Source organism: Streptomyces sp. NPDC051576 (assembly GCF_040681835.1).
GTDB lineage: Bacteria > Actinomycetota > Actinomycetes > Streptomycetales > Streptomycetaceae > Streptomyces.
Map to the genome: position 1 here is coordinate 1 of NZ_JBFAZO010000019.1, position 23,884 is coordinate 23,884.

The 23,884-nt window shown below is 70.7% G+C and carries 16 protein-coding genes and 1 pseudogene; 7 read left to right on the forward strand and 10 right to left on the reverse strand.

What is annotated here, in order from left to right:
* Positions 1-1,647: 1,647 nt before the first annotated feature.
* Both AB0M63_RS42625 and AB0M63_RS42630 read left to right on the forward strand, forming a co-directional pair.
* Positions 1,648-4,653: a S53 family peptidase gene (locus AB0M63_RS42625; RefSeq protein ID WP_366023194.1), complete on the forward strand. Its 3,006-nt coding sequence runs from the start codon at positions 1,648-1,650 to the stop codon at positions 4,651-4,653.
* A gap of 317 nt (positions 4,654-4,970) precedes the next feature.
* A pseudogene (locus AB0M63_RS42630) lies at positions 4,971-5,297 on the forward strand (hypothetical protein); the annotation flags it as partial.
* A 485-nt stretch (positions 5,298-5,782) separates the two neighbouring features.
* Here AB0M63_RS42630 and AB0M63_RS42635 read toward each other — a convergent pair.
* Genes AB0M63_RS42635 through AB0M63_RS42655 form a run of 5 tightly spaced genes read right to left on the reverse strand, consistent with a single transcriptional unit; the run spans position 5,783 to position 10,067 of the window.
* Positions 5,783-6,433 carry a VWA domain-containing protein gene (locus AB0M63_RS42635; protein ID WP_366023195.1) on the reverse strand — a complete coding sequence of 217 codons (651 nt, stop codon included), beginning with the start codon at positions 6,431-6,433 and terminating at the stop codon, positions 5,783-5,785.
* A gap of 22 nt (positions 6,434-6,455) precedes the next feature.
* Positions 6,456-7,598, reverse strand: a complete 1,143-nt coding sequence (locus tag AB0M63_RS42640; protein WP_366023196.1) for a hypothetical protein — start codon at positions 7,596-7,598, stop codon at positions 6,456-6,458.
* On the reverse strand, positions 7,595-8,806 hold the full coding sequence (locus AB0M63_RS42645; RefSeq protein ID WP_366023197.1) for a protein phosphatase 2C domain-containing protein: 1,212 nt from the start codon (positions 8,804-8,806) through the stop codon (positions 7,595-7,597). Before AB0M63_RS42645 ends, AB0M63_RS42640 begins: the two co-directional genes overlap by 4 nt.
* Entirely contained in the window at positions 8,803-9,237 is a 435-nt protein-coding gene (locus AB0M63_RS42650) for a hypothetical protein (RefSeq protein WP_355907744.1), read from the reverse strand. Before AB0M63_RS42650 ends, AB0M63_RS42645 begins: the two co-directional genes overlap by 4 nt.
* A gap of 8 nt (positions 9,238-9,245) precedes the next feature.
* A complete protein-coding gene (locus AB0M63_RS42655; RefSeq protein ID WP_366023198.1) occupies positions 9,246-10,067 on the reverse strand; it encodes a hypothetical protein in 822 nt (273 codons plus the stop codon).
* Between the two features lie 237 nt (positions 10,068-10,304).
* Between AB0M63_RS42655 and AB0M63_RS42660 the strand changes: the two genes are divergently transcribed.
* The 3 genes from AB0M63_RS42660 (at position 10,305) to AB0M63_RS42670 (ending at position 13,813) form a co-directional block, all read left to right on the forward strand.
* Positions 10,305-11,039, forward strand: coding sequence for a Crp/Fnr family transcriptional regulator (locus tag AB0M63_RS42660; protein ID WP_366023199.1), 735 nt, complete (start codon positions 10,305-10,307; stop codon positions 11,037-11,039).
* An 81-nt stretch (positions 11,040-11,120) separates the two neighbouring features.
* Positions 11,121-13,544, forward strand: coding sequence for an AAA family ATPase (locus tag AB0M63_RS42665; protein WP_366023200.1), 2,424 nt, complete (start codon positions 11,121-11,123; stop codon positions 13,542-13,544).
* A 32-nt stretch (positions 13,545-13,576) separates the two neighbouring features.
* On the forward strand, positions 13,577-13,813 hold the full coding sequence (locus tag AB0M63_RS42670; RefSeq protein ID WP_366023201.1) for a hypothetical protein: 237 nt from the start codon (positions 13,577-13,579) through the stop codon (positions 13,811-13,813).
* Between the two features lie 59 nt (positions 13,814-13,872).
* Here the strand turns inward: AB0M63_RS42670 and AB0M63_RS42675 are convergent, their stop codons facing one another.
* On the reverse strand, positions 13,873-14,667 hold the full coding sequence (locus AB0M63_RS42675; protein ID WP_355907759.1) for an FHA domain-containing protein: 795 nt from the start codon (positions 14,665-14,667) through the stop codon (positions 13,873-13,875).
* A gap of 163 nt (positions 14,668-14,830) precedes the next feature.
* Here AB0M63_RS42675 and AB0M63_RS42680 point away from each other — a divergent pair, with 163 nt between their 5' ends.
* Positions 14,831-16,456, forward strand: a complete 1,626-nt coding sequence (locus AB0M63_RS42680; protein WP_355907762.1) for a protein kinase — start codon at positions 14,831-14,833, stop codon at positions 16,454-16,456.
* A 13-nt stretch (positions 16,457-16,469) separates the two neighbouring features.
* Here AB0M63_RS42680 and AB0M63_RS42685 read toward each other — a convergent pair whose 3' ends face one another.
* The 3 genes from AB0M63_RS42685 to AB0M63_RS42695 are packed head-to-tail and all read right to left on the reverse strand — an operon-like array spanning position 16,470 to position 19,859.
* Positions 16,470-16,796, reverse strand: coding sequence for a hypothetical protein (locus AB0M63_RS42685; RefSeq protein ID WP_355907765.1), 327 nt, complete (start codon positions 16,794-16,796; stop codon positions 16,470-16,472).
* A 25-nt stretch (positions 16,797-16,821) separates the two neighbouring features.
* Complete coding sequence (locus AB0M63_RS42690) at positions 16,822-17,526, reverse strand: response regulator transcription factor (protein ID WP_355907768.1); 705 nt, start codon at positions 17,524-17,526, stop codon at positions 16,822-16,824.
* Entirely contained in the window at positions 17,523-19,859 is a 2,337-nt protein-coding gene (locus AB0M63_RS42695) for a histidine kinase (protein ID WP_355907771.1), read from the reverse strand. Before AB0M63_RS42695 ends, AB0M63_RS42690 begins: the two co-directional genes overlap by 4 nt.
* Before the next feature lie 207 nt (positions 19,860-20,066).
* On the opposite strand from AB0M63_RS42695, the gene AB0M63_RS42700 reads away from it, so the two are divergent.
* Positions 20,067-20,534: a DUF5707 domain-containing protein gene (locus tag AB0M63_RS42700; RefSeq protein ID WP_366023202.1), complete on the forward strand. Its 468-nt coding sequence runs from the start codon at positions 20,067-20,069 to the stop codon at positions 20,532-20,534.
* A 101-nt stretch (positions 20,535-20,635) separates the two neighbouring features.
* On the opposite strand, the gene AB0M63_RS42705 is transcribed toward AB0M63_RS42700, so the two are convergent.
* Entirely contained in the window at positions 20,636-23,815 is a 3,180-nt protein-coding gene (locus tag AB0M63_RS42705; protein ID WP_366023203.1) for an FG-GAP-like repeat-containing protein, read from the reverse strand.
* Positions 23,816-23,884: the final 69 nt, after the last annotated feature.

The following is a 23,884-nucleotide window of genomic DNA, read 5'->3' on the forward strand; positions in this document are numbered from 1 at the left end:
GCCACAAGCGGCAGAGCGTTTTCAACCACACCCGGCGCCCCTGGGTAGGTGAACCATACGAGGGGCTCACCACAGCCCGCAGAACAACGTAGGGAGCTTTTTCAACCAGCGCGTGAGGCAGGTCGAGTGCGGCAGGATGGGACACCAACGAGGCTCCTGCGCTGATGAGTTGAGACGTCGAACACCTCTCTCAACGGCAGAGGAGCCTCGTCTGTTGCGGTACGCCAACTCGTCACCCGATCAATGACCACTCTGAAAGAGCTCAGTGATCACGAGAGCGGTCAGGCGGCGCAGCCGCCGCTCGATGGCCCAGACGCGCTTCCGCTGTTCGTCGGTCTAGCCAGGGCTCAGCGTGCCCGCGGGTGCCTCGCTGAACCGGGCTTCACCAGCGCTCAGGGCACGCGGGCACGGCCGCCGCGAGACCCGCCAAGTGACGGCTGCCGTCAGCGACAACGCCGGCAAGCACACGGGCGGGCGTCCATTCACTCTTTGAGGGATCCCTTGCATCCATCCGCCCTAACCGTCGGGCCAGATTACCCCGGTCTCCGTGACTGTGTAGACAGTATCGGCCTCTGACCTGGTCCTTTGCTCATTCGAGAGGGATGGGCCAGGCATGCGTAACGGGTCTCGGTGGACAACCGGTGGACAGGCGTGCGTGACACTCCATCAGAGTCTGTCGCTCCCTGGGGCGACAGGGGAGATGCGACCTTCGTCGATGTGAGGGTCGGCGGCGTCGCGACTGTCTGGTCCTGACGGGCGGCCTCCGGGCTTCAGCCCGTCCGCGGCGGCGGTTCGCCGAGTGGAGCAGGGCCCGGGTGTAGGCCAAGCTCCACCGCCTGGTCCTGGACGAGCCGGCTTGCGCGGGGAACTGGACTGGACGCGCTGCGCGCGAGATCCGCGGGGGGCGGGGGAGAGAGACCGGTAACTCCTCTAACTGGGACGGTATTTGATCCAATTCATCACTTCCTGAGTGTGTCATCCCCAGGGCTGGCTGACGCCGCCTCGGACAAAGCGGGCGTCGCCCTGGCAAGCCGAAGGGTGCTGACTCCCGGCGAGTGCGACACGGCGCCGGTGACCCCGGAAAGCGACCGAGGCGAGAAGGCGCGGTTGTCCGGGCCGACCGGGCCGTCCCGGTAAAGCGAGTTGGACAACCGATCGGGTGCAACGACCGTCCCCGGCCTGCGGATTCCGGTGCTTTGGTCCCTGCAGCACATGGCGGGACGCCATCGGGCCCCCATGTGTACATGGTGCTTGAGGCTCGCCTCGGCCACGCAAAGCGATGCTGCGCAACTGGGGTCCCGTAATTGGCCCTTGGCGGCTGCTTCCTGCTGTCGGCGACTCGCCACGGTCGTCGGCTGGAACCGCTGCTCGTCCGGCGGCATGGCACGAGGTCGGGGGAGCGCGGAGGGTACTCGACGACGTCGCGCACACGCTCGCCCCGCTGCGGTGGCGTAAAGATCCGCTCATGGTTCCCGGTCGGACAGAGACAGTAACTGTCCAGTCCTGATAAGAAATGCGCACACTTCGGTTAAGGGGGATAGCGCCTGCGCTCCTGGTGACACGGATGCACCCGTCGGCCCGAGTGACGCTTCGGCCATCGTCACGACCACAGATGTGACGGTGTGTCAGTTCCTAGGAGATTTCTGCATGGCCAAGAAGGCCCACGCCGCGCCGGGACGTCCCGGACACGCGGCAGTCAAGACCGGCAGACGGGCCAGGGTGATCATGGCGGCGTCCACCGCTGCCGTCGCCCTCACCGTCGTCACCGCGACCGCCAACGGCGCGGTCGCCCAAACGGGAACGCCCGGATCGGACGCACCCAAGCGAATAGGGACCGCTCCGCGTGTCCCGGCGGGTGCGACGGTGACCGGCGCGACCGCGTCGGGAACCACGCTGCACCTCAGTGTGAACCTGGCCCCGCGTGACCCGCAGTCGCTGGCGGACTTCGTCACCGCGGTGTCCACACCAGGGAACGCCCAGTATCACCACTACCTGGCCAAGGGGCAGTTCGCCTCGGTCTTCGGTCCTACGCGGGCCACCATCGCCGGGGTCTCACGGGCGTTGAAGGCGGTCGGTCTCGCTCCTGGCAAGGTCAGCCCGGACGGCCTGTCCATACCGGTCACCGCCACCGCCGCACAGGCGTCCCACGCTTTCGCCACCGGCTTCCGGAACGTCCGGCTCAAGGACGGCACCACCGACTACCTCAACACGTCGGCCCCCTCCTTGCCCGCGGACGTAGCGGCGTCGGTGACCGGGGTCGTCGGCCTGAGCAGCGTCAACACCGTCGCCGGCCACCACACTGCGGCGCGTCGCGCGAGCAGGACCGGCTCTGCCACCGTCTCCGGACGCGGCTCGCGCACGGTGACCGCCAACGCGTACAGCCCGGCGCTCTGCGCCGACTTCACCGGCTCGGGCCTCGCCGACGGCACCGACTACTACAGCCCCGGCAAGCTGGCCGGTACCTACGGGATGACCAGCTCCGCCACCGTGGGTGCGGGGCAGACCGTGGCCGTGTTCGAGCTGGAGAACGTCGACGCCGGCAGTATCGCCGCGTACCAGTCCTGCGTCGGCACCAGCACCTCGGTCTCCACCGTGTACGTCGATACGACGTCAGGGGCCGGCGCACCGGCCACCGACGGATCGGTCGGCGTGGAGTCCGCGCTCGACATCGATGACCTGATCGGTCTGGTGCCCGGCGCGAGCATCATCGACTACCAGGGCCCGGACGCCGCGTCCGCGACCGACCAGAACGTGCTCGACGTCTACCAGCGGATGGTCACCGACGACCAGGCGCAGGTCATCTCCACCAGTTGGGGTGAGTGCGAGGCGGTCGAGAGCAGCGCGACCGCGAACGCCGAGAACAACGTCTTCGCGGAGGCCGCCGCCCAGGGCCAGAGCGTGGTCGCCGCCTCGGGCGACGACGGCTCAAGCGACTGCTACCGCGCCACCGGCTCCACCGCCAAGGCCGTCGACGACCCCGCGAGCCAGCCTTATGTCACCGGCGTCGGTGGTACGACGATGACCGGTTCGGGCAGCAGCGCGACCCAGACGACGTGGAACAACGACATCGGCGGCACCGGTGGCGGCGTTTCCTCGCGCTGGGCTCCAGTCGTCTATCAGGGCGGTGTCGCCACCACCGCCAAGCGTGCCGTTCCGGACGTCTCCGCGCTGGCGGACCCGTACACCGGCTATCCGATCTACCTGCAGGACAACAGCCAGTCCTCCAGCCCCCTCCCCGCCATCATCGGCGGCACCAGCGGCGCGGCACCGACCTGGGCCGCCGCGATCGTCCAGGCCAACGCCGGCACGGCCTGCCAGGCCAACGGCAGGGTCGGCTTCCTCAACAACGCCCTCTACAAGGCCGCGCGGAGCAGCTACCCGACGAACTTCTGGGACGTCACCAGCGGCAACAACTCCACATACGCCACCGGCTTCACGTCGGCGGCCGGTTACGACGAGGTCACCGGCCTGGGCTCGCCCAAGGAGGCTGGCCTGACCACCGCACTGTGCGCGGCCAAGGGCACGGCGGCCACGGGAGCCTCGACCTTCCACCCGCTCAGCAGCCCCAAGCGCCTGCTGGACACCCGCAACGGCACCGGCTGGGGCCTCAGTTCCATCCCGACCACCAAGCCCTTGGTCGCGGGCGGTACCGCTCCGGTCAAGGTCGAGGGCGTCGGAGGGATCCCGAGCAGCGGCGTCACCGGTGTCGTGCTCAACCTCACGGTCACCGGCACCACCGGCGCCGGTTCGGTGACGGCCTGGGCCGACGGCACCACCAAGCCGTCGACCAGCAGCCTCAACTGGACCGGAGCGAGCCAGACCATCGCGGCCTCGGCGACCGTCAAGGTGGCCGGTGACGGCGTGGTGGACCTCTCCACCAACAGCACCACCCACCTGATCGCCGATGTCCAGGGCTACTACACCAGCACCACCACCGGCTCGAAGTACACGGCGCTGGCCCCGGCCCGCCTGCTGGACACCCGCTCCAAGGTCGGCATCTCCACCACCACCAAGATCTCCAACGCGGTGGTCAGCCTCAAGGTCCGCGGCCACGGCGGGGTACCGACCGGCGCCACCTCCGTGGTGCTCAACCTGACGGCGACCCAGACCGTCGGCGGCGGCTACCTGGAGGCCTACCCCGAAGGCGCCACCCGCCCGACCGCCTCCAACGTCAACTGGTCGGCCACCGGGACCACCATCCCCAACCTCGTGGTCGTGCCGATCGCGAGCGACGGCAACGTCAGCATCTACGTCCACGGCACCAGCCACGTCATCGCCGACGTCTCCGGCTACTTCTCCACCAGCGGCTCGACCTTCGACACGGTCACCCCGCTGCGCCTGCTGGACACCCGTACGTCCACCCCCCTGGGCTCGGGCAAGACCCTGGCCCTGCAGATCTCCGGCGCCGACGGCATCCCGGCCGGCGTCAAGGCGGTCGTGCTCACCGTCACCGTCACCGGTACCACCGGCAGCGGCTACCTCACCGCCTTCGCCGACGGCGGCAGCCGCCCGACGGCCTCCAACCTGAACTGGGTGCAGGGCAAGACGATTTCCAACCAGGTGATCGCGCCGGTCGGCTCCGACGGCAAGGTGGACTTCTACACCAACAGCACGACCAACGTGATCGCGGACGTCGCCGGCTACATCGGCTGACACATTCCGACGCCACACCCGGTGATGCCCCGTCGACCAAGTGCCGGTCGGCGGGGCGTCGTTGCGTCCAGGGACGCGTGTGCTGGGCTCTACGGGCAGGCGGCCGGCTTGTGGATGTCCTGCAGCGACCTCCGCTCGTCTCTCCGTCCGGTCGACAGCACCGCAGGCAGCCAAGCGGCAGTCTTGCTGACGGGTCGGTGACAACCCCTCCGGTGGCGAGGAGCACACCGGCAGGCGTGGGCGGTACATCGCCTTCAAGACCGCGCATGAACGCACCCAGGGCATGGGACGACCTGCAGAACCATCGGAGTGGACCCCAGCTGGTGATGGTCGGCGACTCGGCCCAGGCCATCTACGGCTGGTGCGGGGTCCGGGACGTCATGAGCGACTTCGGGGCGATGCCCGAAGTCATGCGTCAACTGGAGGCGGGGCGCCGAGTCGTGCTGGTCGGTGGCGGCCTGACCCCGCGTGCGCTGGCCCACGCCGGCCGGGACCTGCTGCCGCTTGTCGACCTCGTCGACGAACACGGTGTCGACGTCATCATCGACGACGCCGAAGACCGCCTCGCCTACGTCGCCGTCACGCGTGCCCGTCATCGACTCGACATCGGCGGCCTGGGCTGGATCAACCAGCACCCCGACGGCAATGCCGGCATCCCGCGCCCGCGTAAGGCCCCCGAACCACCCTCACCGTGGGACGACTTGGGCCCCCTCCCCGTTGAGCCGTCCCGCCCCAGTCCACACGTGCGCCGGACGCCTTGCCCCCTTTCACCCCGTGGGCGAACCGCCGCCGGTGAGGGAGCTCGGCGACGACAGCGACGACGACGGCGAGGGAGACAGCGACGGCGAGGGAGACAGCGACGCTGACGACGGCGAAGGCGACTTGGAGAGGTGAGGGCGGGCGTGGGATGGGGTGGCGGTGGGCGTCCGTCGGCTGGTTGCCGGTGAGTGTGAGCCGGTTTCGGCTCCACTTCCGCCTGCGCCTCCGCTTCCGTTCGCCGACGGGGCGAGGAAGTTGCCCGTCGCCTCGGCCGCCGCGCCGCAGGTGAGCAGTACCGCGGCCAGTACGGTCAGGCCGACGGAGGCGCGCAGGGAGCGTGATTCCGTGGACCGCGGGTCGATGTTCGCCATCAGTCCACGTATTCCTGGGTCACCGGGACGTACTTGAAGCCCTTGACCTCGGTGGCGATCTGCATCTGGCCGGTCTTCGACGAGGCGACCAGGGTGTTGAGCAGACCGGCGATCGCCTCGCTCAGCGCCGACTCGGTGTCCGTACCGTCGGCGATGAACAGTGCCTTGGTCGCCACCTGCTCCAGCACGTCGCGCCGCGCGCCGCCGAAGCCGTAGGCGATCAGGTGCGGGTGGCGCGGCCAGTCCTTGTCCACCAGCGTGCGGAAGGAGCGCTGCCAGTTCGTGTCGGTCGGGCCGCCGTCGGTCAGGAAGAAGACCGTCGGCCGCAGCACGCTGAAGTTCTGCGTCCTCAGGTCGCTGACGTCCTGTTCGATGGACTGCCGCAACTGGTCGAAGGTCTTGCCGTACTCCGTGCGTCCGCCGCAGATCACCTCGGGCATGACGGGAACCTGCTCCATGTCCGACATCGGGATCACCACATGCACATCGGTGGAGAAGGCGATCACGCTGACCCGGGCGAACTCCGAGACGCGGGGATTCGACGCCAGGCTGTAGTGCAGACGGGAGAGGGTGGCGTTGAGCACCGTTTCGTGCTCCTTCATCGACGAGGACGCGTCGATCACCACATAGGTGGGCAGGCAGAGTGACATGGTGCACCTCTGAGCTTCTGAGCTAGTGGTTGAGGACGATGATGAGGGCCAGGACCAAGGCGAACAGGAGCGCCAACATCCACCCGCCCTGCGAGGTGTTCGGAGGGACGGTGGTGGGCTTCGGCTCGGGTTTCACGGGTTTCACCGGGTCCGGGTCGAGGGGGTGCGGGACGATCGTGGGCGGCAGCGCGGGCAGGGCCGTGCGCGTCGGGCGTGGTGCGGGCCTGAGATAGGGGCCGCTGTTCAGCGCCTGGTTCAACTGGGCGGCCGATGGCCGTCGTTCGCGGTCGGTCGCGAGCAGCATGTCCAGCAGTACTTCGGATACGGCGGGCTGGTTCTGCCAGGAGGACTTGGCGACGGTGTGGAAGGCGTGCGCGTCGCGCCGGCCCGTCAGGCACTTGGCGACGAGCAGTCCGATCCGGTAGCGGTCGGTGTACGTGTCCGCGTCGGTGCCCTGCGGGGTGAGCGGGTCGGCCCAGTTCGGCTGGTGGATGTCGGGCATCTTCCTCGGCTGACAGCCGTCGACGTCGATGAGGTAGACGGAGCGTCGGGCCGGGCTCCAGAAGGCGTTGGAGAACGACCAGTCCGAATAGACGAGGCCCAGGCTCTCCAGAATCCTTGCCAGCTCGGTCAGTTGGCGGCAGGCGGCCAGTCTGTCCTCGAAGCCGGGGCGCGGAAGTCCGATCCGCCGGATCGACTCGTCGGACTTCGCCAGCCAGTCGATCTCCACGAAGCGGCGCTCGCTGAAGGTGCCGCGCCGCAGCTCGGAACGGTATTCCTCGGGCGCGATCGGGATCACACAGCCGACGGCCGGGTTGCCGGAGTCGTGGATGCGGGCCGCGGGCCAGCACGTCCCGGCGTACAGGGCCGCACGATCCGCCGCCGGCAACGCGTCCGGAGCCGAGATCAGCAGGTCGAGCCGGTGGGCGTCCTCCGGGTGCTGGTCGGGCCGGTAGAGCTTGGCCAGCCAGCCCGGATGGTCGATGAGTGGTGCTACGGCGATGGCCTGGCCGTTGTGTTCGGAGATCGGGTCGGCGAGCGAGCCGAGATCGCTGACGCTCACGTCGCGCGGCAGCGCCCAGCCCCGCGGATCGGCCGCCGCGTCACCGTCGTCGCTGTCGTCGGCAGCGGCTTCGGCGCCGCCGACGAGGTGGGGTTCGGTCATGGCCGGCCGCCGTTCCACACCACGACAGCCGTACGGTCGTCGAGGCACTGCGGTGCGTCGAAGCCGACGTCGGCGGTGAACCGGGTGGCCGGGACCGGCGAGCGCCAGGCGTTCGCGAAGTACTCGTTGACGTTGCCCGCCCGGTCCGCCCACGCGTCGCCGATCCCGTCCGTGACCAGGGCGAGGGCGGCGCCGGGGGCCAGCGTGACGTAGTGGCCCATGGCCAGGTGCGGTGTGTCCGGCAGCCGCCCGGCGACCTCGTTCGAGACCACCGCGGCCGCGCGGTCCTTGGCCTCGCCCGCGGAGAGCTGCCACAGCGCGCCGCGCGGGTCGAGCGTCCAGGCCGAACTGTCGCCGAGCCACGAGACCCAGGCCTGCGCGACGCCGTTCCGGTCCGGCTCCGCGACCACCGCGGTGATCAGTACGGTGGCCACGTGCGAGGTGTCGACGCCGCGTCCGGCCGCGTGCGCGGCGACCGATTCCGCGGTCCGGCCGTACAGCTCCTTGACGTCGAGCCCCCCGAAGCCCACCGCGTCGATCTGTTCGCGGAGCAGGGTGACGGCCCGGCTGGAGGCGGTGGTGGCCCCGGCGTCGGACCAGGCCGCGCTGGACAGGCCGTCGGCCACGGCCACGATCGCGTACCGGCTGTCCCGGCTCCGCCCGATGCGGTACGAGTCCTGTCGTGGCTCGGCGGGTTGGCCGCAGCGGTGGCCGGGCCCGATGACGGAGGCCGCGCGGATGGTGAAGGCGCCGACCGTGGCCTCGTCGGCTGCGATGCCGTTCTGTACGGTGCGCTCCGGCAGCAGCCAGGGGTAGCCCTGGGCACGGGCGCCGTCGCCGAAGCGGGGAACGCTCAGGTCGGTCGGCCGCTCGCGCAGGAACGGCCGGGGTCTCGCGGGCTGGGCCGGCATCGCCGGCGCCGTCGGCGCGGTGACGAAGCGGCAGACCGAACCGGTCGGGTTGGGCTGAGCCTGCTGTTCGAGCCGGTCCCGCTGCCGGGCGAGTGTCGCCGCGGCCTCGGACCCCAGCACGGCCGCCGCGCCGACGACACCCACCGCCGCGAGGGCGAACACGTCGACCAGCGGGCCGTAGCGCCGATGTGGCGTGCTGACCTCGACGAAGGCCCCGATGACGACGGCCATGAGCAGGACCGCGCGCACCCATCCCTCGTCCATGAAGCCGCCTTTACGGCTGTCGTCCCGGATCACGGCCGTTCCTCGGAATCGTGACAGTGATCGTGATCGCGAGAATTCGGTGCGGAGGCGAAATGCTGGGTGCCGTGCTGCACCGCGAACAATTCACCGGAATTCGTGGCTGAATTGACCTGGATCGCGATGTCCGGAATGCGGCGGGTGTACAGCTCGGTCAGGGCCATGACGTCCTGGGCGAGCGCCGGGTTCCGGTCGAGCAATTGGGACAGGGCCGTGGTCCAGTAGTCCACGACCGAGCCGTCGACCGCTCCCCTCGTGGCGGTCGACGGCTGGTTCAGCGCGGCGGACAGCTCCTGGCGGCGGCCGCCGCGAACCTGGGCGAGGACGCCGCTCATCAGCAGCTTCGCCTCTCCCCAGAGATCGGTGCCCATCGCGGAGACCAGAGCGGTGGCGCCGCTCGCGGCCAGCTCGGCGAGTTCCTCGTTCATCGCGCGGATCAACCCCGGTCGTTGTGACGGATGTGCTGGTGGCCCCGGTGGACGGCGAAGACCGTGCCGTGTCCCGTGGCCTGGACGAGCTGTCCCACGGACCGCGCCCCGGTTTCCGCGGGCTGCTCGCCGGAGCCGGAGCCGGAGTCCCGATCCGAATCCCGCACCGCTTCCCGACCGGGATCCCGGCCTGAATCCCGCACCGCTTCCCGACCCGAATCCCGGCCGGAGTCGACGTGCGGTCCGACGGGGCTGCCCGGATACCAGAGCCAGGCCCGCGCGGCGTACTCCTTGACCCGGACGTCGACCGCGGTGAAGGCGTCGGCGTCGAGCCCCTCGTAGCCGTGCCCGACCGTCTCCTCGTAGAAGTGCCGCGAGAGGATCGCGGCCACCGGGGTGCCGTTCGGGCCGGCCACGGCCGCGTGCCGCAGCGGGGCCGAGTCGAGCAGCCGGGCCAGTGCCTCGAAGGGGGCGCCGGAGACGGTGCCGTCCGGATCGAGCCGGATCTCCCCGGCGTGCGCCGCGGCCCGTATCCGCATCCGGGTGTCCGGGCCGGCGTGCTGGTTGTGCTCGCGGATCCGCCGGCCCAGCTCGGGCAGGAGCGGGAACAGGAGTCCGGCCTTGGGCAGCGCCGCCGGGGCTACGAGCTGACAGCCGTCGCCGGTGTCGACGTAGGAGAAGGCCCGCGCGTCCAGATCCGCGCTGTCGAGGACGCCCGACAGCGCGGAACGCAGAACCCCGCGGATCTCCTGCAGCCGCCGCTCGCCGCGACCCGCGGAACCCGCGATGTCGCATGCCAGCAGCGCGCGGTATTCATACCTCGGATTCACAATCCCTCCGCAATTACGACGGGGTCGGCAATTCGAAGATCGATGTGCCGTCTGCCCTGTTGATCGGTGCCGTTATTCGGGTCCGTTAGCCGGGTCCGTTATCCAGGTCCTTATTCGGGCCCGTCATTCGGTGCCGTGAGAATGATTGACGAGATCGTAGAGGAGGGGTCCCCGGGTAGAACGGCTACTACTACTGCTTGTGCGGCTTCGGCCGTACGAGGGAGAGAGGTGTGGCCGATGAGCAACACACGGAGTCGCCGGGGCGCGGCCTACTGGCCGCCGGCAGGGCTGCTCGGGCGGGTCGACGAGGCCGGGCGCGGAGTCCTGCTGGGACTCGGCCACGGCGTGGTCTACCCGGCCGGCCAGATCACCATCCGCGAGGCCGACACCTCGGACTTCGCGCTGCTGCTGGTCGGCGGCACGGTGAAGGTGACCGCACGCGCGCAGGACGGCCGTGAGGCACTGCTGGCCGTGCGGATGGCCGGGGACCTGGTCGGGGAACTCGCCGGGATCGACGGCCGGCCGCGCGTCGGCACCGTCACCGCCTGCGGCCAGGTGCTGGCCCGCTACATCCTGCGCTCCGAACTCCTGGAGTGCACGAGACAGCACCCCGCCATAGGGCTCGCGCTGAGCGCGAGCGTGGTGGCCAAGCTGCGCACGGCGACCGGCCGGATCGTCGACTTCACCGGCTGCGACGTGCTCGGGCGGCTGGCCAGGATCCTGCACCACCTGGCCGTCACCTACGGGCGTCCCGACCAGAACGAAGCCCAACTCCCGCTGTCGCAGCCGGAGATGGCCACCCTGGTCGGCGCGGCGGAGTCGTCGATCCACAAGGCGCTGCGGGCGCTGCGGGACGCGGACGCGATCGTGACCGGCTACCGCAGGATCACGATCCCCGACCTGGACCGCCTTGCCCGGATCGCCGTCGCGGCCGGGCCCGCCGAATCGTCGGCGATCTCACCAAACACATAAAAGCGCCGGGTTCGCGCGCCGGGTCGGCGCCAGCATGACCGAGCGCCGGGACCCGAGCGTCGGAGAGGACGGGGGAAGCAGATGCCAGAGAACAACGGTGATCCGGGGCCGGAGGACAACGGTGCCCGGTGGATCCGGATCGGCGACACGTCCGGCACGGTGATCGTGGGTGACTGGAACACCGTGCACAACGGTCCGCTGCCGGATCCGGTCAAGCGCGAGGAGATCTCCCACCTGCCGCGGTCCGCCGCCGAGTCGCTGATCGGACGCGAACGGGACGTCCGGGTACTGCAAGAGGCGGTCAGGACACGGCAGTTGGTGCAGATCTGGGGCGAGTCCGGGGTCGGCAAGAGCGCGCTGCTGCGCCACCTCGCGCGCACGACGGAGCGCGGGCCCGACGGCGCGGCCTACATCGAGGTCGGCCGGCGCACGGCGGACGACATCGCTCAGGCGATCTTCGACAGCACCTTCCACGCGCCGAACTACAAGCCGTCGCTGGAGGTGCTGAAGGAGCATCTGAAGACACTGCGGCTGCGGATCTACCTGGACGACGCGGGATTCGACGAGAACGACCTGCGCCGGCTCTTCGACCTGGCCGAGCGGTCCACGTTCGTCTTCACCTCGCGGCAGCCGTCCGCGGTCGACGGCGTGCACACGATCCGGCTCGCAGGGCTGACGGCCCCGGCGGGGGCGGAGCTGGTGGAGGCGGTGCTGGCCCGCGCGTTGCGGAGCGACGAGGCGCGGACCGTGGAGGCGCTGTGCGGCGCGGTGGACGGCAACCCGCTCAGGTTGCGGCACATCGCCCTGTCGGCCTCGACCGGCAAGGGGCTGCCGGGCGTCGCCGACCTCCCCGAACTGCTTCCCGCGCTGCTGAGGACGCTCCAGCCGCCGGAGCTCGACCTGCTGCATCTGCTCGGCTCGTTGTCCGGCGCCGAGTTGGCCGCCCGGCATCTGACCGACCTGCTCGGCCGGCCGGACGCCGGGACGCTCGCCGACGGCCTGGTGCGGCACGGTCTGCTGGTCGCCTCGGAGACCGGCTACGGCTGTCCGCAGGACGTCGCCGAGTGCGTGCTGAAGAGCCGGGCGACGGAGTTTCCCGCCGATCAGCTCTGCCGGGCGCTCACCGTGTGGGTGGAGGAGAAGGGCACCACCCCGGACGATGTCGCGGCGCACTTCCAGGCCCTGGACGTCGCGGTGCTGCGAGCGGAGAAGCGCGGACACGCGCGGCTCGGCGTGAAGCTGGCCCGTGCCGCCTCGCCGAAGCTGGCACTGTCCCGGCAGTTCGACGCGTGGGGCAGCCTGCTCGGAGCGGGTTGGGCGGCGGCGGCGAGTGTGGGGGACAAGGAGGGCGAGGAGTTCTTCCTGCACGAGGCCCGCACCCGCCAGAAGGCGCTCAGCCGGGGGGCGCTGACGGCGACCTTGGCGCTTGAGGCGGGGGTGCTGGGGCATGAACTCGCGGCCCTGCTGGCGCATTCGGCGGCGGGGCAGGGCGCTCAGGTGGCGACAACCGCCACGCAGCAGACCGCCCAGGCGATGACAACCACCACGCACCAGGCCGCCCACGTGGCGACGACCACCGCACCGCCGGTCCACGCGGTTCCCCCGTCGCATGTCGTGAGCAACACGCCGGCCTTCGCACATCCGACCGCCGCCACGTCCGGTGCTCCGGCTCCCGTGCATGTTCCCCCGCACGCGCCCGGCGCGAGGCAGGTGGTCGACCTCTCCCATTCCGCCCAACATCCGTATGGCGCCGGCCATGTGACCGGCACACATGCCACCGCACCGATACGGCAGCGGATCGACCTCTCGCAGGCGCACACCCACGCCGCCCAGCCGACGCACGCCGTGAGCGCGGGCTCCCACACCGGGCACGTCGTCGCCGCAGGGGGTTTCAAAGGCGGAGTATCAGCACTCGCCGTCGCCTGCACGGTCGGCTTGGCCGCCGTACTGGGCGTCGGTTTCACGGTCTACGCGAACGACCGGCCGAGCCCGTCCTCGGACGTCGTGCCGACGAGCCCGGTCACCACGCCGAACTGGGACTACGACAGCTCGACCACCGACGACTCCTCGACCACCGACGACACCGCGCCCACCGTCGATCCCGTGTGCGCGACGGTGATCCCGGACCTGACATCCGACATGCAGCAGTACTCCGTCGATGTCGCCGTCGCGTCCGATGAGGTCGACTCCTACAACAGTGCCATGGGCGACTACAACTCGGGCCTGACGTCCACCCCTCCCGACGACAGCGCGCTGCTCTCCGACGTCAGCACCGTCATCAGCGACGTGAACGCCATCGAGTCCACGCTCCAGGAGGCCGTATCGCAGGCCCAGGACCCCTCCGTGGTGACCGACCTCAACGACATGCTGACCTCCGCCCAGGAACTGGTGAGCCTGTACCAGTCGTACGAGAGCGATCCGCAGGCTTCCGACGCCGATGCGTCGAGTCAGGCCTCGGAGATGAACTCGGCCGCGGACAGCCTGCAGACCGACTGCGGCGTCTGACCCTCCCCGAGCCCTACCACGAAAGGCCGGTCATGCCCACGCAACCCACCCACGGAGACATCCACGCCGGAGACGTCTCCGGCACCTTCATCGTCGGCGACAACAACCGCGTGACGAACACGACGCCTCCCCCTGAGCAATCACAACCGCACCCGCAGCCGCACCAACAGACCTCCGCGGAAGGCCAAGCAGCCGTCTTCGCGGTCCAGGACGGCACCATGCACGTCACCTACAACGCCGCCGAAGCCCGGCAAGAGGCGGAACGCTGAGAAACCCGAGTGCCCCGGCCGATCGTCTGATCGGCCGGGGCACTCGGGTCGTGATCCGTTCAGGCGTTGCCGGACAGCAGCTCCAGGTCCTGAGCGCTCAGGGTCGCCGTCTTCAGCAGTTCCCTGATCAGGTTGACACTGAGCGTGGAGCCGACCGGCTCGCCGACCTCGTCGCGCAGCAGTCCGCGTACGCCCCGCCGGTGCAGCCGTTCGCGCACGTCCTCGACCGTGTTCGCGACCGACTTGTAGGTCCATGACTTGGTCACATAGGGCGAGGCGTTGACCAGCCGGGCGGTTTCCTCCCAGGCCAGCGGGTGGGGGAAGGCGTCATGGCCCTCCAGATAGCGCCGGGCGAGCGCGGTGAGCACCAGCCGCTCCTGCGGGGAGAGTTCGTAGACCGTCTCGGGATCCACGGTCTCGGCGCTGCTGGTGGAGCGGGGGTGCCGGTCGTCCTCGTCGACGACGCGGACCTCCATCAGGTGGGAGCGCCGCTTGGACGAGTTGATCACCAGCGGTGTGTACCCGGACTCGATGATCCGCTTGTGGCCGGTGAGCATGAGCGCGCCGTCGGGCAGTTCGATCGGCAGATTGCCGGTGTTGAACAGCCACCAGTCGCCGTCCGCACCCGTGCAGGTGAACACCCCGTGCCGACGGCTGACGGTGGGGTCGTCGATACCGACCGGCACATGCACGTCCTCGCGGTCGCGCCCGAACAACAGCGCGTACCGGCGCGGCGGCACGGCGTACCCGCCCTCCGGGCCCAGGACGAAGATCGTCCCGGGCGGTGCCGAGGGCACTCGGCCGGCGGGGCTGCCGGGCGGCAGCATCTGCGGTGGAAAGTCTCCGTACGCCATATCCCTGATCCCTACCTCCGGCTCGGCTCGCGTCAGTGTAGGAGCGCACCGGGAGGACCGGTCCCCGCCGTCGTATGCGTGTGCCCGCCGTCAACGCGCCGTGTGGGGAGGGGACTTGCTGATAACCTGCCCGCCGTGATCGCGAGCAGCGGGGGACCTGCTGATGCTGGACAGTACGATCGCCGAACCGCTCGGGGCGGACGATCCGCAGGAGATCGGCAGCTTCACCATCATCGGTCTGCTCGGCACGGGCGGTATGGGTGAGGTCTATCTCGGGGTGTCGGACAAGGGCTACGCCGCCGTCAAGCGGGTCCGGCCGCGGCTGGTCCCCAGCGAGCGCTTCGCACGTGAGGTCGGCATCCTCTACCGGGTCCCGGCCGGGGTCGCGCCGAGGGTCCTGGCGAGCGACGGCACAGCGGAACGCGCATGGTTCGCCACCGAGTACGTCCCCGGACTCACCGTGGACGAGGCGGTGCGGCTGCGCGGCCCGCTGCCCGCCGAGGCGCTGTGGCTGCTGCTCGCCGAGGCGGCCGCCCACCTGCGGTCCGTACACGCGTCCGGAATCGTGCACCGTGACGTGAAGCCGGGCAACGTGATGCTGGTGCGCGACGGCGTGCAACTGATCGACTTCGGTATCGCGCGCGCCGCGGACCAGGCGAGGCTCACCAAGAGCGGTGGCAGTTACGGGACACAGGGGTTCTCGGCGCCGGAACAGCAGTCCGGGGACGAGGACGTGGACGCGCCCGCGGACGTCTACGCGCTCGGGGCGCTCCTGCTCTACGCGGCCTCCGGCCGCACACCCGGCGTCGTCCCCGACGTGGAGGCGCTGCGCGCTGTGGACGCCGACCTCGCCGCCCTCATCGAGCCCTGTCTCGCCACGGCCCCCGAACTCCGCCCGACCGCCCGCGAGTTGGCGGAGGCGGCCCGCGCTCACCTGCCCGTTCCGCCCCCGTCCTGGCCCTCCGAGGTCATGGCACGCATCGCCTCACGACGGGCCTTCGCCGCGACGCCGGTCGGCAAGCTGGAGACCGTTCCGCCGCCGGGCCCGGCCGCGGATTCGAAGTCCGAGACGGTGCCCGCGTCCCCGGCGGCACGCCGCCACCCGCGCAAGAAGCTCCTCCTGCTCCTGCTTCCGATCGCGGCGGTGATCGCCCTCGGATCCGCGGCGGCGTTCGAACTCCTCCCGCCCACGTCCACGCGGCACGGCACCGCGCACGCGCCCGACAGCTCACCGACCACCGTCGAGCCCGTGGCCGGGACGACGCGAAAGTCCTCCGCGAGCCCGAGCTCCTCGGCCTCGGCCACCGCCAAGTCCGCCGCCCCGGCCCCGGCCGGCTCCGTCGGCACGGAGGCGACCGCCTCCCCGAGCGTGTCCAGCACGCGTTCGGGCCCTGCCGCCGCCGAGTCCTCGGCAGCCGCCCCCCGCGTCACCTCGTCGGCGATCAAGGGCGTCAACGGCAGCGAGGACCCGGCGCAGGTCAAGGGCTCCGAGGCGGACACCGCCTGGTTCGGCAACGACGCCGCCTGCTCCGCCTGGCTGGACGACAACGGCTCGGGCGAACTGGCGGGCGTGCTCAACACCTCCCTCACCAAGACGTGCAGCGCCCAGCTCCACCGCAGCGACGGCGTCGCATACACCTTCAGCGCCTCCTGGGGCGCCGCGAAGACGAACTTCGTCCCGAACTCCGGCACCACGATGTGGATCTGCGTCTGGAGCGCGAGCGACCGGTCCGACGAGCAGTGCTCGCCCCGCTTCGGCATGAACGGCGACACCCCGGTCAAGGAGTGAGGTCCCGAGGAACTCAGCGCGTCGCGTCCGGCCGGTTGCCCCGGCTCAGGGCAAGGGCGCACCAGCCGATGACCGACGCGTTGACGAGGGCCCCGATGACGATGGCGACGATCAACATCGGGGCGCCGTCCGGGAGTACGAGGAAGACGAGGCTGGCCGGGGCGGTCGCGAGGACGGGGATGACGCCCGCCATGGACTCGCCGGAGTCGTCGGTGAGGGTCACGGCCAGGGCCCAGATCAGGAGGGCCGCGCAGATCAGCAGGTAGGCGAGGGCGAAGGGGTTGCGGAGGACCAGGCCCAGTCGGTGGAGGGGCGGACGGCCGGGATCGGTACCGGTCACGGGGTGTACTCCCAAGGGTGGTGGGTCAGAGGTGGTCGGCGCCGGGCGGGTTCGGGCGGGCGATGCCGAGGTCGTAGGCGAGGATCGTGGCCTGGACGCGGTCGCGCAGGCCGAGTTTGCGGAGCAGGGCGTTCACATGGGACTTGACGGTGCCCACCGTGATCCCCAACTCCCCGGCGATCTCCGCGTTGTTGAGGCCGGAGGCGAGCAGGGAGAGGACGTTGCGCTGGCTGTCGGTGAGGCTCTCCAGTTCGCGCGGACCCTTCCCCGCATCGGAGTTGGGGTCGGCGCGGAAGCCCGATCCCGCCCCCGACGCGTAGTGGCCGATCAGCCGGCGGGTCGCGGACGGTGCCAGCACGCTCTCGCCGCTCGCCACCACCCGGATACCGTCGAGGAGTTCGGACGCGTGCACATCCTTGAGGAGGAAGCCGGAGGCTCCCGCGCGCAGCGCGTCGAAGACGTACGCGTCCAGGTCGAAGGTGGTCAGGACGAGGACCCGGGGCGCGTTCTCCTTGCCGGTGATGATCCGGGTGGCGGCGATGCCGTCCAGTTCGGGCATCCGTACGTCCATCACCACCACGTCGGGGGCGAGTTCGGCGGCGAGCACCACCGCCGTAGCGCCGTCGGCGGCCTCCCCGACGACCGTCATGTCGTCCTCGGCGTCGATCACGGCGGCGAACCCCGCCCGGACGATGCCCTGGTCGTCGACGACCAGCACCCTGAGGCTCATCGTTCTCTCTCCTCGTCGTCCGGCACCACCGTGAAGGGCAGCCGGAGTTGGACCGTGCCCGGCGGCCCGCCGGTCGTCAGGGTGCCGCCCAGCGGCGCGATCCGCGCCGTCAACCGGTCCCGTACGGCGGCGTCGGCGGCACGCGGCACACCGGTGGCCGTGATCGTCAACGTACCGTCGACCGCGTCGAGTTCGAGTACGGCGGGCTCCTCGTCGCCGGTCGCCAGGAGTGTCTCGGCGACGTGGTACGCGGCGAGGTCGACCTCGGTGGGCAGGCGTCCCGGCACCCGCTCGGTGAGCCGTATCTCCACGTCGCGGCCGGTGGCCCGGCACTGGTGGGCGAGCAGGTCGAGGGCCTGGAGCGTGGGCTGGGGGCGCAGTTCGGGGGCCGTCTCGCCGTCGCGGACCGCGTCCAGCAGGGCGCGCATCGCGGCGAGCGCCTCACGGGCGCGGGTCGCCGTCGCCTCCAGTCGGCCGGCCTGTGCTTCCGCGATCATGTCGGCGGTGCGGGCCAGCACGGTGGTCTCCAGGCCGGCGGCGATCCTGCGGCGCTCGGCCCAGGCGTCCCGTACGGCTTCCTCCGTCCAGGTGGCGAGGCGTTGGGTCTGGGTGTTCTGGGTGGCCTCGGTGCGTATGCGGTGCAGGGTGCCGGTGTAGGTTGCCGCGCCAATTATCAGGGCAGTGGCGGCAGTTGCTGTTGTGGGGATCGTCCAGGTGGGGAGTGTTGTGCCTCGGTGGAGGACGGCGATCGTCAGGGCCGTTGCGTGTGCGGCTGTGGCTGCGAGGAAGAAGAGGGGGATGGAGACCCAAGGGAGTTGGTAGGTGCGGGTCTGTTGTAGCTGAGTGCGCAGTTCCCCGCGCCCCTTTAGGGCAATCAGCGGCACGCATGTTGCCAACATCCCCAGCGCCGGAGGCAACAGCACCGGGCCTGTGTAGTCGCCCACCTCCATCGCCACCGGCCACAGCAGCGCCAAGCCCAGCAGCGTGCCCTTCGCAACGCCAGGTGCCCTGCGCAGCCACAGCAGGGTGACCGCCTGGGCCGCTGCCAGCAGGGCGAACAAGACGCCCGCCGAGACATGCGAACCGCTCGATGTCGTCTGTGTCCGGATGATCAGTACCGGCAGGAGCGGCTGTACGCACAGGCCGATCGCGGCGACGACCTGGGCCAGCCGGTAGCTGCGCGGCACCGAGTCGGCGACCGGGGCCGCGGTGCGGCCGGGGAGGAGTGCGCGTACCTCCCAGCCGCCCTCCGCCGTGGGGCCGGTGGTGAGGGTGCCGCCCGCCTCGCGGGCCCGGGACCGCAGGAAACCCTGGCCCCGGCCGCCGCCGAGCCCCGCGCCGTGGGCCGCCGTACCGGACGGCGGTGCCGCGCTGGTGACCACGACCTCGGTGCGGGTGTCGCCGTAGCGGCAGGTCACCGTCGTGTGTGCGCCGGGTGCGTGGCGGGCCACGTTGGTGAGGGCCTCGCGGACGATGCCGTAGGTCGCGTCCGCGACGGCGCCGTCCGGGAGGGGGTCGATCTCGTACTCGACCGGTTGGTCCAGGCGGCGGAAGCCCGCGATCAGGGCCGTCAACCGCTCGCGCGGGGAGGGGAGTTCCTCGCGTGAGGGGGCCGGTGCGCGGACCGCGCCGAGGGCGCGGGTCACCTCGCGGCCGGTCTCGGTCGCGAACTCCAGTGCCTCGGCGGCGAGTTCGGGACGGCGTTCGCGCAGGCCGAGAGCGGCGCCGGCGGTGACCACCACGGCGGTCAGATGGTGGGCGCTGACATCGTGCAACTCCCTTTCCATCCGCCGCCGTTCGGCCGCCGGGAGCCGGTGGCGCTCGGTCTCGGCCCGGTGCAGGAGGAGTTGGGCGGCCTGACGGGCGCGCCGGGTCCGTCGTACGAACAGGCCCGCGCCGCACGCGGTGACGTAGAGGAGAGCCGTCAGGACGAGGTCGAGGCCGTTGTGGTCGCTGAGTCCGTGCAGGGTGATGTTCTGCAGCAGTTGCCAGGCGGCGAGGGTGACCACGCACAGGACGGTGGTGAAGGTGTCGCGTTCGGTCGCCACCGTGAAGAGGGCGAGCACGACGCCCGCGGTGCCGAGGACCGCCATCGCGCCGGTGGGCAGCGGGCCGGCGCCCAGCGCGCAGGCCGCGGCGACCACGATCAGGGTGACCACCGGGCGGCCGCGGCGCAGGGCGAGCGCGGCCGTGACCGGTCCGGCGACCAGGGCGGCCACGAGCAGATCGGCCGCGGTCGGCGCCGTGCCACGCAGGAGTGGCGCCCCTGGCCACACCAGGGCCTGGGCGCAGATCAGCAGGACCGGGAGCAGCCGGTCGTCGGTTCGTTTCATGACGTTCAAAGGCTATGGGCGCAGGTCAAGGGCCCGACTCAGGCTGGAGGGGGATTCCGGCCCCGCCCTCCTCTATCTCTGGTTCGACGCGGCAACCGTCCGGCAGCCGGAGGACGACGCCCCGTCCCGTTCATAGGCTCGATCACATCGAGAAGGCGGACGACCACCGCTTCCGTCACCACCCACACATCCCCAGGGGGATCCACCATGTCCATGCCCGTGTCCAAGCGCGCCGTCCTGTCCTCGCTCGCCTGTGTCGTCGCGACCGGCGGGATCATCGCCGGCGGGCTCGCCGCCTCCACCGCGTCCGCCGCCAACGGGGCGACCCTCGCGCACGGCTCGACCCGCTATGTCGCCCCGACCGACAGCCGCGCCGGCTCGTTCACCTATGCGGTGGACGTCAACGACGACTCGGGGGTCCGAAGTCTCAAGGTCGTTGCGTGGCCCGCGAGTTCGGCGCTGGTCCCGACCAAAGCCGACCTCCGCCACGCCGAGTCCGCCACGTGCGAGCGCACCTCCCACGACACGTCCCACTGCACCTACGCACTGAAGGTCACGAAGAAGCAGGCCGCCGACCTGGCCAAGGGCACCTGGTACGTCTCGGCACTGGCGACGGCCGAGGACGGTGACACGAAGTTCGTGTCGATGGCCGCCAGGTTCGTCGTCGCCGGCTGACCCGAAGGCACGCACACACCGGCACGGCGCCCCGTCTCGATCGAGACGGGGCACCGTTGTCGTAGAAGAAGAACAGTAGAAAAGCAGTAGAAGGGCAGGGGTCAGAACAGGCCCTTGTACGTCTGCCACCCCGTGGCGATCTTCACGCGCGGGCCGAACGAGCCCTTGCCGTTGCCGGTGTTGCGCCACATGGTGCCCGCCGTGTCGCGGGAGACGAGGTCGGGCCTGCCGTCGCCGGTGAGGTCGCCGACGCCTATGACGGCGTTGTAGTTCGAGCCCCAGTTGGTCGCGAGCTTCACGCGGGGCTTGAAGCCGCCGGTTCCGTTGCCGTCGTAGCGCCACAGGGTGTTCGACTTGTCCTGGGCGAGGAGGTCGCCGCGGCCGTCGCCGTTGAAGTCGCCGATGCCGACGATCTTCTTGTAGCCGTTCCAGCCGGTCGCGATGCGCACCCGCGCCGACAGCCTGCCGGTGCTGGTCCCCTTGTAGAGGAAGGCCTCGCCGGTGGACGTCTTGCGGGCGATCAGGTCGGGGAGGCCGTCGCCGGTGAGGTCGCCGGGGGAGGTCAGCAGGTTGTACTGGTTCCAGCCGGTGCCCAGTGAGGTGTGCGGGGTGGAGGTGGTGAATGCCTGGCCGCGGTAGGTGCGGTAGACGCGCAGCTCACCGCCGGCGAAGCGGACGAGGACGTCGTTCTGGCGGTCGCCGTTGAGGTCGCCGAAGGGGACCAGGGTCACCGTCGAGGGCCAGCCGGAGGCCGACATGGCGCCGGAGAAGCCGCCGGTCCCGTTGCCGGGGCGGTAGTTGACGACGCCGTTGGAGGAGAGGGCGAGGATGTCGCCGATGCCGTCCGGGCCCCAGGTGGTGCGGTTGGTGAAGTCGCGGCGTACGGCGGCGCCGGTGGACACGGCCACCGTCCGGGACATCGTCAGCGCCGCGCCCGAGCCGTCGGCGGGGGTGGCCGTCAGCTTGAAGGTGTAGGCCCCGTTGGGCACGAGCGCGCCCGAGCTGTTTCGGAGATCCCAGCGTGCGGTGAGGGTGCCGTCCACCTCGCCGCCGGTCAGCGTACGGACCACGGCGCCGGTCGCCTTGCTGGTGAGCGTGGCCGTCCAGGAGGCGGCGGGCCGGGAGAGCACCGCGCGGTACTGCCACCACGGGCTGCTGACCGCGCCGCTCTGGGTGGCGTCGGACTCGGTGACGGCGAGCGGCTGCGGGGCGACCCCGCTGGGCACCAGGTGGATCCGGTGGTCGGCGTCGACGTAGGCCGCCGGTCCGCCGAACTTGTCGACGGTCCAAGTCACCCCGCGCAGGCTGGAGTTGCCCGCGCCCGCCGCGAGCGTGCCGATGGTGCGGGTGGTCGCGGTGCCGTCGGCGAAGGCGGTGAGCTGGAGCGTCCCGGCCGTCGTGTCGTGCCGGACCAGATAGCCGTCGCCGAGCAGCGCCTCGCCGGACGCGACGGTGATGTTCTTCTTCGTCGTACGGTCGAAGACGCCGGCCGTGGCGGTCGGGCCGCAGGACCAGTAGATCCACCGGCCGACGACCTGCAACTCCTTGGCGGCGCACGGGGCGCCGGTGGCGACCGTGTCCGTGGTCTGCCCGCTCTTCAGGTCCTTCGCGGTGACCGTGCCGGTGCCGGTACCCGGGGTCCACAGCTTGGTGCCCCAGACGGAGGCGGCGGTGACGGAGCGGGTGACGATGGGTTCCAGGGTGCTGTAGACACCGAGGTCACCCACGTACTGCTTGCTGGGGGAGGCCCCGTTGACGAGGGCGTAGCGGCCGGAGACGTCCAGGATGTTCCCGGCGGCGGAGGGCAGATAGAAGAACCCCGCGTCGTCGTGCTGGTCGATCGACTGGACGAACGACCCGACGGGGTCGGAGTCGGCGGTGAAGGTCACCACGCGTCCGTCGCCGGTGGCGTACGGCCCGGTCCCCAGGTTGTCGAACCTCCGGAAGGTCCGCGCGTCCGGTGTTCCGTCGGCGGCGATCCGCCGGGTGTAGTAGCCGCCGGTGAACGTGCTGTTGGTCTCGTCCGTGGCCAGGGTGCCGTTCTGCATCGACAGTCGGCTGATGGTCGAGGCCGCAGGCGGTACGGCGCTCAGCTCCGTCAGTGTCGGTGTGTCCGCGCCGGTGTCGGTGATCCGGCGGACCGCCCAGTGCGCGGAGTCGGTGCCGCCGACCGTCAGCAGGCTGCCGTCGGGGGCCGCGACGAGCGAGGAGTTCGCGCGCGGGAGCAGGGTGACCGCGTCGCCGCCCGCGAGGGGCACGGCCATCAGTCGTTCACCGGCCTTGTTCGCCAGGTCGGACGGCGACGCGGGCACGGAGCGCGCGACGATCAGCCAGCGCCCGGTGACACCCAGATACGGGGTGCCCTCGGTGACGGGCAGCGGCACCGTCGTCCCGGCGGCGGACAGGTCGGCGCGGTCCAGGATGTGCACGGTGTCGCTCGCCCCGTACCAGACCAGGCGGTCCGCGCTCAGCGCGACCGCGACCGGCGCGACCGGCACCGTCACATCACCGGTGACCTTCGCGGTGGCCAGGTCCACCAGCGCGAGGTGACGCTCGTCGGCATGGAAGTAGCTGACGACCGCCGTACCGCTGTCCCCGCCCAGGACGGTGTAGTTGACGGTGACATCGGCCGGCAGCCCCTCGACGAGGGCACCGTCGGCGGGCGCGCCGCCGCCGTACAGATACAGCGCGTGCTGGCTGCTGTTGCTGTTGCTCCACTGGGTCAGCACATGGGTGCCGTAGGTCGCCCAGTACCTGCCGTGCGTGAGGGCGACGTCCGTGCTCGTACCGGCGGCCATGTCCTTGAGGACGACCTTCGCGGTGGGCGAGACGATCTCGGTCACGACGTCGGACGACGACCCGAGGTATCCGGGGACTTCCAGTCGGTTGACGTCGTCCAGCGCGGTGGTCGTCGTACCACTGTCGTACGACGTCCAGAGGTAGCCCGAACTACCCTCCCGCGCATGGAGATAGCCACTCGGACCGGCGCTGTAGATCCGGTCGCCGCGCGGCACGTAGCGGTCCGACTGGAAGACCTTCTCGGTCGCGACGGGGGCGTTCCCGACCGCCCCGGCCGGCACGGACAGCGGGCCGGGGCCTGCGGTCACGACAAGAACCGCCAGCGCGGCGACGACGCCACGAGCGGTGGTACGACGGGCCAACGCGGCCTCCTGGACGAGGAGCGGGCGTGGCGGGACGGCGGTGGCCGAGTGCGCGTGCGCGTCGGCGAGTTCCGTGACGTGTCTGCGTATGTACAGCCCCCCGGCTGTCCCCCCATGCAAGATGCGCAGGAGATTAACAGCGGTCCCTGGATCATCAGGTGAACCATGCGTCACTTCCTCATAACGGTG

Excerpts from the sequence above, each read along its gene's own strand:
- AB0M63_RS42660 (WP_366023199.1), top strand. The coding sequence starts at position 10,305 with ATGAGCAACACACGGAGTCGCCGGGGCGCGGCCTACTGGCCGCCGGCA.
- AB0M63_RS42695 (WP_355907771.1), bottom strand. The coding sequence starts at position 19,859 with ATGAAACGAACCGACGACCGGCTGCTCCCGGTCCTGCTGATCTGCGCC.
- AB0M63_RS42690 (WP_355907768.1), bottom strand. The coding sequence starts at position 17,526 with ATGAGCCTCAGGGTGCTGGTCGTCGACGACCAGGGCATCGTCCGGGCG.
- AB0M63_RS42650 (WP_355907744.1), bottom strand. The coding sequence starts at position 9,237 with ATGAACGAGGAACTCGCCGAGCTGGCCGCGAGCGGCGCCACCGCTCTG.
- AB0M63_RS42700 (WP_366023202.1), top strand. The coding sequence starts at position 20,067 with ATGTCCATGCCCGTGTCCAAGCGCGCCGTCCTGTCCTCGCTCGCCTGT.
- AB0M63_RS42665 (WP_366023200.1), top strand. The coding sequence starts at position 11,121 with ATGCCAGAGAACAACGGTGATCCGGGGCCGGAGGACAACGGTGCCCGG.
- AB0M63_RS42670 (WP_366023201.1), top strand. The coding sequence starts at position 13,577 with ATGCCCACGCAACCCACCCACGGAGACATCCACGCCGGAGACGTCTCC.
- AB0M63_RS42680 (WP_355907762.1), top strand. The coding sequence starts at position 14,831 with ATGCTGGACAGTACGATCGCCGAACCGCTCGGGGCGGACGATCCGCAG.
- AB0M63_RS42625 (WP_366023194.1), top strand. The coding sequence starts at position 1,648 with ATGGCCAAGAAGGCCCACGCCGCGCCGGGACGTCCCGGACACGCGGCA.
- AB0M63_RS42635 (WP_366023195.1), bottom strand. The coding sequence starts at position 6,433 with ATGTCACTCTGCCTGCCCACCTATGTGGTGATCGACGCGTCCTCGTCG.
- AB0M63_RS42675 (WP_355907759.1), bottom strand. The coding sequence starts at position 14,667 with ATGGCGTACGGAGACTTTCCACCGCAGATGCTGCCGCCCGGCAGCCCC.
- AB0M63_RS42640 (WP_366023196.1), bottom strand. The coding sequence starts at position 7,598 with ATGACCGAACCCCACCTCGTCGGCGGCGCCGAAGCCGCTGCCGACGAC.